The sequence below is a fragment of the Salinisphaera japonica YTM-1 genome (assembly GCF_003788585.1).
Classification (GTDB): Bacteria; Pseudomonadota; Gammaproteobacteria; order Nevskiales; family Salinisphaeraceae; genus Salinisphaera; species Salinisphaera japonica.
Map to the genome: position 1 here is coordinate 84,733 of NZ_AYKG01000067.1, position 8,905 is coordinate 93,637.

An 8,905-nucleotide genomic window follows, 5' to 3' on the forward strand; every position below is an offset into this window, starting at 1 on the left:
GGTGATGCCGCGATGATCGATTTCTATTACTGGCCCACGCCCAACGGGTGGAAGATATCCATCCTGCTCGAGGAACTGGCGCTCGATTACCGCGTGAAACCGGTCGATATCAATGCCGGCGATCAGTTCGATGCCGAATTCCTGGAAATATCACCCAACAACCGTATGCCGGCTATCGTGGATCATGCGCCGGTTCCGGGATTTGGCAACACCCCCTTGCCGATCTTCGAATCGGCGGCGATCGCGCGCTATCTGTGCGCCAAGACCGGTCGGCTCATGCCGGCCGATCCGCGCCTGGCCAAGGAGGTCGATGAGTGGCTGTTCTGGCAGGTGGGCAATCTCGGGCCGATGGGCGGGCAGATGAGTCATTTCGTCAATTACGCCGAGGGCGACCATGCCTATGCCGAACGACGCTATCGCGATGAGTATCACCGCTGTCTGGGAGTGTTGGAACGGCGCCTGGAATCACGCGATTACCTGGTCGGTGGCCAATACAGCGTGGCCGACATCATCAACTGGCCTTGGGTATTGATCGCCAAGGCCATGGGCCAGCCGTTGGACGGGTTTCCGGCGGTGGCTGCCTGGCGCGGCCGGGTCAAGGCGCGCGAGGCCGTGCAGCGCGGTGTCGCGCTCGGCAAAGCCTGGGCCACCGGTGGTCAAGCCAAGAGTGAATCGGCCCGGGCAACGCTATTCAACCAGCGTGGAACCACGAACGGATCGCAGGATTGAGCCGAGCTTTGTACAATTCGCCGCCGCAAGCGATCGGCGGTATTTGAATGACGCCGATCACATAACGCTGTCTGGAGTACACCATGTTCGCCTATATCAAGGCCTTCATCGCCGGCTTTATCGCTGTTCTGGCGTTTCATCAAGGCCTGCTCTGGCTGTTTGATCACTTTGATTTGATGACGGCCTCTGCCTGGAACCTGGCGCCGGTCGGGCCGTTCGGCGTGCCGATCATCGTATCCCTGGCATTCTGGGGCGCACTCTGGGGCCTGGTGCTCTGGCTGTTGATTCGTCGCGCCGAAAGCGCCGGCTATTACGTGGGTGCGGCCATCCTGGGCGCTATTCTGCCCACCCTGTTGGCGTTTTCGCTGGTGCCGCTGGCCAAGGGCATGAGCGTGGACAGCCTACTGGCCGATCTCACGTTGCCGCGTATCGGCCTGGCCATGGCGCTCAACGGCGCCTACGGCCTGGGGTTTGCGGGGCTCATGCGCGTGATGCATCCACCGCGCTGACATCGGCCACGGGCGGCGGGCCGGCCGGCTGCTCGGCCTGGCCGCTACAGGGCAGGCGCAAAACAAACACGGTCGCCCATTTGCGGTGATCGGTAATCAGCCACAGGTTGCCGCCATGCACGCGGGCAAGCGAGCGGCCAACGTATAGCCCCAGGCCCAGCCCGTCACATTTCTGTGTGTCGAAGGCAGCAAACGGGTCATCGCCTGGCGCAACCCCCGGGCCGTTGTCGCTGATTCGAAACTCGACGTGTTGGTCGTCGGTCAGACGAACGCTGGCCTCGATGTGAGGCTCGGCCTTACCGTCGGGCTCGGCGGCGTGGGCATCAATGGCGTTCTGTACGAGATTGCGCAGTATCTGCTGAACGAGGATTCGATCGACATCGATTACAGTAGCGGCCGTCGATTCGTCGACATCCACGCTGTAGTTGACCGCGCCGGTCCGAATGGCGGTATCGACCAGTTGGTGCAGATCGGCCAGCAGGTCGTCGAGACGCACCGGGCTCAGGTTGGGCTGGCCCTGACGGGCGTAGTTGCGCAGATGGCCCACGATATCGCCGGCACGCTTGATCTCCTGATCGGCCTGGCTGGCCGCCGTGCGGGCTGTGGCCAATGCCTCGGCCGTACGGCTACGAGCCAGATGCCCGCGCGCTGCCGTCAGCGGCTGGGCCATATCGTGCGCGATACCGGCCCCGAGGGCGGCAAACACCTCGATACGCTCACGACACGCCAGCGTGTCGCCCAGCTCGTTCATCCGGTCGTGTTCGGCCATATGGGCCGTGATGTCGTTGGCGAAGCCGGCCAGACGATAAAGCTGGCCCGTATCGTCATACACCGGCCAGGCGCGGTCGCGGATCCAGCGGATTTCACCGTCGGGCCGATCGATACGAAACGTCTCGTCGTACTGGCCCGAGCGCGCATCGCGTTTAAACGCCTTGAGAACCTGCTCGCGGTCGGACTCGTAGACCCAAGCCAGCCGGCGCCCGGGATCGTCGTACAGGCTTTGACAGGTCTGGCCCCAGATCGCTTCATAAGCCGGGCTGATATATATCAGCTCGTCGCCCAGCGGGGTCGTCATCCAGAACACTTCGTGGATATGCTCGGCCAGCTCGCGAAACGCACGGGTTTCCAGCTCGGCACAGGCCGCTCGATACTTGAGCGCGTTGATTTGTCGGCACAATGACTGTACTTCGGTACAATCCATATCCTCGACGAGGTCTTGACTACTTGCAAAATCGGTCATGAAACCTATCTCTTGACGCGCGATGCGGGATGCCGGCGCCCGCGACGCATACGTGCCACGTGCGCGCCGGTGTAGGGTGAGTAAATGACAGTCGAGCAACGTTTAATACCGACGAATTAGCATCGGGGAACAGGGTGAAACACGACTTGCATATTCATATCGTTGACGACGACGCGAGCGTTCGCGAGTCGCTCAAGGCGTTGGTTCGTGCTGCGGGCTACAACGTGACCTGTTATGCCAGCGGCAAGAGCTTGATCGACCATGTTGGTACGGTCAGCGGCTGCGTCATTCTTGATCTGCGGCTTGCCGATATGGATGGCCTGGTTGTCCAGCGTACGTTGATCCAGGAGCAGGTCGATGCCGACGTCATCATCATGAGTGCCTATGGTGATATCGCGCACGCCGTGGAGGCGATGCGTCTGGGGGCGGTCGATTTCGTGGAAAAACCGTTTGATCCCGAAACCTTGATCGATCGGCTGGCCACGCTGGAAAAAGCCAGCGACGACGCCACGCGCCTGCAACGGGATGCCCGGCAGCGAGCGGCGTTGATCGACACCCTGACGCCACGAGAAAAACAAGTGCTTTCGGGCATTGTCGACGGGCAGGCGAACAAGGAAGTCGCGTCAGCACTCGGCATCAGTGCCCGCACGGTTGAAACACATCGCGTGCATATCATGCAAAAGCTACAGGCCAACTCGCTGGCGCATCTGGTGCGTATCTGGATGGAGGCAACGCCGCATCACGAGCAGGCTATAGACGCCGGTTAGAAAAACGCCGGCCTGTGGTGGACAGGCCGGCGGGGTATGCGTGGCGCTATATCTTGGGTCCGCGTCCTCGTACGGCATTGGATACCAGTGCGAGAACGAACAGCACCAGAAATATGAAGAAAAGAATCTTCGCGATGCTGGCCGCACCGGCTGCGATGCCACCGAAGCCGAATACGGCCGCGATGATAGCGACAACAAAAAATACGACTGCCCAACCCAACATGGCCTTTCTCCTTTTGAATAAACCAACCGTGCGTTGACGCTTCGCGCCGCGCGTTTCTTATATTTATATCATCGAACGATAGCCTGTCCGTGCCATGAACGATAAAGAAACGATTCGGGTCTATTTATAAAGCTGTGTATTGAGATGCTTGGCGATCTGGTCGTCGCTCTCATTCGTCCAGTCTTTATCGATCGAATCCACGATCGTGGCTGCGACAGTGTCGTCGAGCTTGTCGCGTAGATGGCCTAAAAACTGCGGCGCGGCGGCCAATACCAACGCATCGAATTTCTTGTCGTTGTGATCGGACTTGAGCTTCTGCGCCAGCTGCTTGGCAAAGATATCGGCATGCTTTTCACTGGTGCGAACCTGCGGATCAGCTTCGTGATGGCCGGCGCCGGCGGAATCGTCCACGCCGCCCTTGCCGCCGGTGCGCAGATCGCCTTCGTGCATGCGGCTTGGTTCATGATAGGTCGCGCCGATACGCGAAAGCTTGCCGTCGGCGGTGCGTTCAAAAAAGCGAGCAGCGGCCGCATCGGCCACGACGATCCACTGTGTACTCATATGATCCTCGTCGCTCGAGGCCGCCCGCATCGGCCGGCCTCTGTCATGAATTCATAGCGTTGGAAATTAACCAACGCCCGGCCGTCGTGCTATCCGTGCTACTACGCAAGCGCCTTCGTGGCGGGGCGTCTCCGGGTGCTGCAGCATCGCAGGCAGCGCGTTAGGGCCTGCTGCCGTTTCATGCGAGTCCGCGCCAAGCGCTGTTTTGCGGCAAGACGAGGCGTAGCCCACGCCGCGCAGTCATTCTGCGCTAGTGGGCTAGAACGCGGTATTGCCGTAAAACAGCGCTTGTCCCAAAGGGTTGGGCCGCAAATCGCGCCCTGCGGCGTTGCGAGCCTTGATCGTGGCACGCCACGCTGCGGCGACTCGCGCCTTGCAGGACACGATTTGCGGTCTCCAACGCGGCGCTCGCATGAAACGGCAACAGGCCCTAAGCTCGATGATCGACTCGTACCCGGGACCTCCATGAACGATCACACAGCGGCAACCGACGACTTGCGCGAGCGCCTGCGCCACGCCCATCGAGCCTTCGAGCTTGAACAGTGGCAGGGCGAGGCCGGCCAAGCCCGGCTGGCGGGTATCGCGGATCGTCTCTGGGACTGGGCCGAGGCGACAACGCTTGCCGGCTGTATCGATGTCGAAACCTTGCGCGAGGCGGCCGTGCGCCTGTCGCTGGATCTATCGTTGCCGGATACGCTGGCCGGTGTGATCGGTGGCGTGGCCGATGACCTGGTACGCCACGAGATCAACCGCGACACGCGGGTTCGTGACGTGATCGACGAAAGCCTTTACGACGACGGCGTATCGTTGTTCGTTGAACTTGAGGCGCTGCGGGCGCGTCTGATCAAGCGGTTGTTGAACAGCCCGGTGTATACCGCGCTGGCCTCAGACGTGCTGTATCAGGGCATCAAGGATTATATCTTTTCCGATACCGGGGCGATCCAGTCGCTGCCGGGCGTTTCGCGCTTGATCAAGGGCTCGTCGAGCGCGGTGTCCAAGCGTATGCCGGGGCTCGAGGCCCAGGTCGAGAAACGCGTGAAAGCGTATATCGAGAACAACACGGCCAAGACGCTGGCCCGTAGCGAGGCCTATCTGCTGGACTCGCTCGACGAGACACGGATACGGGCCATCGCGGACGAGATCTGGGCCGCTTCGGCCGACGAGAAACTCTCGGTCGCCGATCTGATCGATAGCAACGAATTACAGCGCATGATCGATTATGGCCTGCGTGTATGGCAATCGCTGCGTGAGACCGAATATCTCGGCGTGATGATCGAGGACGGCGTGACGCGTTTCTTTGCTCGCCATGGCGATACGACATTGGCCGAGCTGGCCGGCCATGTCGGCCTGGATCGCGCCACGCTGGCCGACGAGATCGACGCGCTGGCCCCGGAAATCGTGGCCGGTCTGGCCGAGACGGGCCTGCTCGACGCCCTGGTCAACGACCAGATTGATGCCTTTTATGATTCACCGGCCTTCACTGAGGCGGCTTCATGAACGCCGGCAACGCGAACGCCCCGCGATGGATGGCCGCGGTGTAATAGAACGTCTCGAAGCGCGGGTCGGCGGTCGGCGTGTATAGCTTGCGCGTGTCGGCTCGGGCGAGTGTGGCTGACCACCAGCCGGTGGGGTAGCAGGGCTGCGGGAAACTCAAAAGATCGGTCGCGGCGAAACCGGCGCGCTGCATGGCCGCGGACATGTCCGCGATCAGACGTTGATGCACCAGCGGCGATTCGCTTTGTTGCACCATCAGGCCGCCGGTATCCAGCACGCGATGACATTCCCGATAGAAGGCCTCGTTGAACAGCCCCTCCGCCGGGCCGATGGGGTCGGTGCTATCGATGATGATCAGATCCACCGAATCCGTGGGCGCATTTCGCATCCACTCGATGCCGTCAATGAAGGCAAGCGTGGCACGCGGGTCGTCGTTGGCCTCGGTCAGGCGCGGGAAATACTGCTCGGCCACGCGGGTCACGCGCTCATCGATATCGATCTGCATTACCGAAGCCACGGTGTCGTGCTTCAAGACCTCGCGCAGCGTGCCGCAATCGCCGCCGCCGATGATTACCACGCGCGTGGCCGCGCCATGGGCGGCAAGCCCAGGGTGGGTCATCATTTCGTGATAGAGAAAATTATCGCGATCGGTGAGCATCACCAGGCCGTCGATGGTCATCAGTCGGCCAAACGTCTCGGTGTCATAGACCGCGATGGTCTGAAACGACGAGGTCTCTTCGTGCAGCTTGTCACGTATCTTGAGCGAAAAGCCCAGCCCCAGCGCATCGCTGGATTCGGTGTACCAATCGCCATCGCTTACCATGCCAATCTCTTTGTTTGCGCCGCAATGGCCCGAGTATAGATGATCAACCCAGCACAACCAGCCGACGAGGCCCCCTGGAGCACTGACGATGCCGCGCGGCTTTATCGCACGGGCGCCTGGGGCGAGGGTTATTTCAGCGTCAACGCGGCCGGCCACGTCGAGGTCAGCGTGCCGGGGCACGGCCCGCGGGTGGATCTGGCCGAGCTGGCCGATGAAATCCAGCTGCACGGGCTGCGTCTGCCGGTGCTCGTACGCTTCGTGGATATCCTGGCCGATCGCATCATGCGCCTGGCCGATGCGTTTGATGCCGCCCGGGCCGAGCATGACTACGCGGGGCGCTATACCGTGGTCTATCCGGTCAAGGTCAACCAACAGAAAAGCGTATGCGAGCGCCTGGTGGCCGCCGGCGGGCAGCGTGCCGGTCTCGAGGCCGGCAGCAAGCCGGAATTGATGGCCGTGCTCGCCCTGGCCCGGCCGGCCAGCACGATCGTGTGCAACGGCTATAAAGACCACGCGTTTCTGCGCCTGGCCATGGCCGGGCAACAGCTGGGCCACCGGGTATTCATCGTGGTGGAAAAACCCTCGGAGCTGGCCCCCATCGCCGAGCTGGCCGCCACGCTCGGCCTACGCCCACGGCTGGGCCTGCGGCTGCGCCTGGCCAGTGTGGCCGCCGGTCACTGGCAGAACACCGGCGGTGAGAAATCCAAGTTCGGGCTGACCGCCAGCCAGGCCCTGGCGGCCATCGAGACCCTGACGACACTGGGTTATCTCGACTGCGTGCAGATGTTGCATGTCCATATGGGCTCCCAGGTGGCGGATCACGCGGCCCTTGCCCGCTCGATGGATGAAACCGCGCATCTCTATCGCGCGCTGGTCGAGGCCGGGGCGCCGATCGATACCGTGGATGTGGGCGGCGGGCTGGCCGTGGATTACGAGGGGCGCGGCGCCAAATCGTTCTGCTCGATGAACTACGGCGTGGCTGACTATGCCCGCGTGGTGGTAGGCGCCATGGCGCGTGTCTGTCGTCAGCACGGCCTGGCCGAGCCGGATCTGATCAGCGAATCCGGCCGGGCATTGACGGCCCATCACGCCGTGCTGCTGACCCAGATCATCGACAGCGAAACCCCGGTCGCCGCGGCGCCGGCGGTGCTGGAGGCCTCGCTGTCGGCCAGCGCCCAGCTCGACCGGGCGGCCACCACGGCCGCGCGGGCCCAGCAGGCTTTTGTCGCCGGCCAGATTGGCCTGGCCGAACGAGCAGCCACCGAGCGTGAGGTGGCCGGCATCTATCAGGCACTGGCAGGTCTTGCGCCGGCCGATACCGATGAACGCCAGGCGGTGGCTATCGCGCGTGAAAAGCTGGCCACCAAATACTTCGTCAACTTCTCGGTGTTTCAATCCGTGCCCGACGTCTGGGCGCTGGATCAGGTGTTTCCGGTGATGCCCATCGCCCGACTGGACGAGACGCCAACCGAGCGCGCCCGCCTGTGTGATCTGACCTGCGACTCCGACGGCCGGCTGGATCGTTACGTCGACGAAGACGGCGTGGACACCACGCTGGCCCTGCATGCGCCCACGCCCGGTGAGCCGTATCGTATCGGGATCTTCATGGTGGGCGCCTACCAGGAAAACCTAGGCGACATGCACAACCTGTTCGGCGATACCGACGTGGTCAACGTTGAGATCGATGACACCGGCTGGCATCTCGTCGAAGCCCAGCACGGCGACCGGGCCGACGAACTGCTTCGCTATGTGCACTTCGAGCCCGAAGCCCTGCGCTCGGCCTATCGCCGCAAACTGGCCGCTGCCGGCCTGGACAAGACCACCCGCGCCGAATGCGAGGCCCTGCTCGAAGCCGGCCTCGCCGGCTACACCTATCTTCTCGAGTCGTAAGCGGGGTGGGAGATAGGTTCTTTGAAATCGTCCACAGATGAACGCGGTTAAATACAGGCCATGATCCGCAGATTCACGCCGATGAAACACAGATAGCCTGGCCAGCGGATGCGTGTTTTAACGACATAGCCAGGGCGTGGGCGGATGTCACGACTGGCTGAAAAAATCATCCGCGAATGAACGTAAATAAAAGCAAATGAATACAGATGGTTATCCGCAGATGGACGCGGGTGATTGCTAGCGGTTTCTACGACATAACCGCACGTGGGTCAGAACCACGCTCGGTCAGGTAGCGCTCTTGATCTCGTCTTTCATCGGCGGCAATCGGCGTGCATCGGCGGATTGTCTTTTCGTCTTCATTCGCGGACAGTTATTTAAGAACACGCCCGTACACTCGCATTCTAGGGCGTGTCGTCATAGGATATGCCGTCGCATTGCCCGCGCCGGGCGTGTCAGGCAGGGCGCGGGCCGCCGAGCGTGGCCAGCCACGGTCAAGGTCCGTAACGCCGCATGGCGCGTCCGGCGCGAGCAACCCCGTAGGGGCCGGTGGCTAAGCCCCGGCAATCCTGCGTTATCGCCCGTTTACGTGGAATAACCACGCTGCACGCGCGATGCCTTGTCTTGCCACGGCTTGGCCGCCGGTGCGCCGGCTTATCTTATGACGACACG

9 protein-coding genes are annotated in these 8,905 nt (G+C 62.0%); 5 read left to right on the plus strand and 4 right to left on the minus strand.

All coding sequences use genetic code 11. The annotated features are described in order from the left end of the window. Positions 1-12: 12 nt before the first annotated feature. Both SAJA_RS14110 and SAJA_RS14115 read left to right on the plus strand, forming a co-directional pair. Entirely contained in the window at positions 13-729 is a 717-nt protein-coding gene (locus SAJA_RS14110; RefSeq protein WP_123659310.1) for a glutathione S-transferase family protein, read from the plus strand. Positions 730-812: 83 nt separating this feature from the next. After that, the gene (locus SAJA_RS14115; protein WP_123659311.1) at positions 813-1,238 is read left to right on the plus strand and encodes a hypothetical protein; all 426 of its coding nucleotides are present in this window, start codon (positions 813-815) and stop codon (positions 1,236-1,238) included. Here SAJA_RS14115 and SAJA_RS14120 read toward each other — a convergent pair. Then, a complete protein-coding gene (locus SAJA_RS14120; RefSeq protein WP_123659312.1) occupies positions 1,210-2,478 on the minus strand; it encodes a sensor histidine kinase in 1,269 nt (422 codons plus the stop codon). The genes SAJA_RS14115 and SAJA_RS14120 overlap by 29 nt on opposite strands. A gap of 134 nt (positions 2,479-2,612) precedes the next feature. Between SAJA_RS14120 and SAJA_RS14125 the strand changes: the two genes are divergently transcribed. After that, positions 2,613-3,245, plus strand: coding sequence for a response regulator transcription factor (locus SAJA_RS14125; RefSeq protein ID WP_123659313.1), 633 nt, complete (start codon positions 2,613-2,615; stop codon positions 3,243-3,245). A gap of 46 nt (positions 3,246-3,291) precedes the next feature. Here the strand turns inward: SAJA_RS14125 and SAJA_RS14130 are convergent, their stop codons facing one another. Together SAJA_RS14130 and SAJA_RS14135 are read right to left on the minus strand one after the other, a co-directional pair. Continuing rightward, positions 3,292-3,468, minus strand: coding sequence for a DUF1328 domain-containing protein (locus SAJA_RS14130; RefSeq protein ID WP_123659314.1), 177 nt, complete (start codon positions 3,466-3,468; stop codon positions 3,292-3,294). A 120-nt stretch (positions 3,469-3,588) separates the two neighbouring features. Then, complete coding sequence (locus SAJA_RS14135; RefSeq protein WP_184999910.1) at positions 3,589-4,029, minus strand: host attachment protein; 441 nt, start codon at positions 4,027-4,029, stop codon at positions 3,589-3,591. Positions 4,030-4,494: 465 nt separating this feature from the next. On the opposite strand from SAJA_RS14135, the gene SAJA_RS14140 reads away from it, so the two are divergent. After that, positions 4,495-5,526, plus strand: a complete 1,032-nt coding sequence (locus tag SAJA_RS14140) for a hypothetical protein (RefSeq protein ID WP_123659316.1) — start codon at positions 4,495-4,497, stop codon at positions 5,524-5,526. On the opposite strand, the gene speE is transcribed toward SAJA_RS14140, so the two are convergent. Beyond that, positions 5,507-6,346 carry a polyamine aminopropyltransferase gene (gene speE, locus SAJA_RS14145; RefSeq protein ID WP_123659317.1) on the minus strand — a complete coding sequence of 280 codons (840 nt, stop codon included), beginning with the start codon at positions 6,344-6,346 and terminating at the stop codon, positions 5,507-5,509. The genes SAJA_RS14140 and speE overlap by 20 nt on opposite strands. A gap of 39 nt (positions 6,347-6,385) precedes the next feature. Between speE and speA the strand changes: the two genes are divergently transcribed. After that, a complete protein-coding gene (gene speA, locus SAJA_RS14150; RefSeq protein WP_123659318.1) occupies positions 6,386-8,236 on the plus strand; it encodes a biosynthetic arginine decarboxylase in 1,851 nt (616 codons plus the stop codon). The last annotated feature ends 669 nt before the right edge of the window (positions 8,237-8,905 follow it).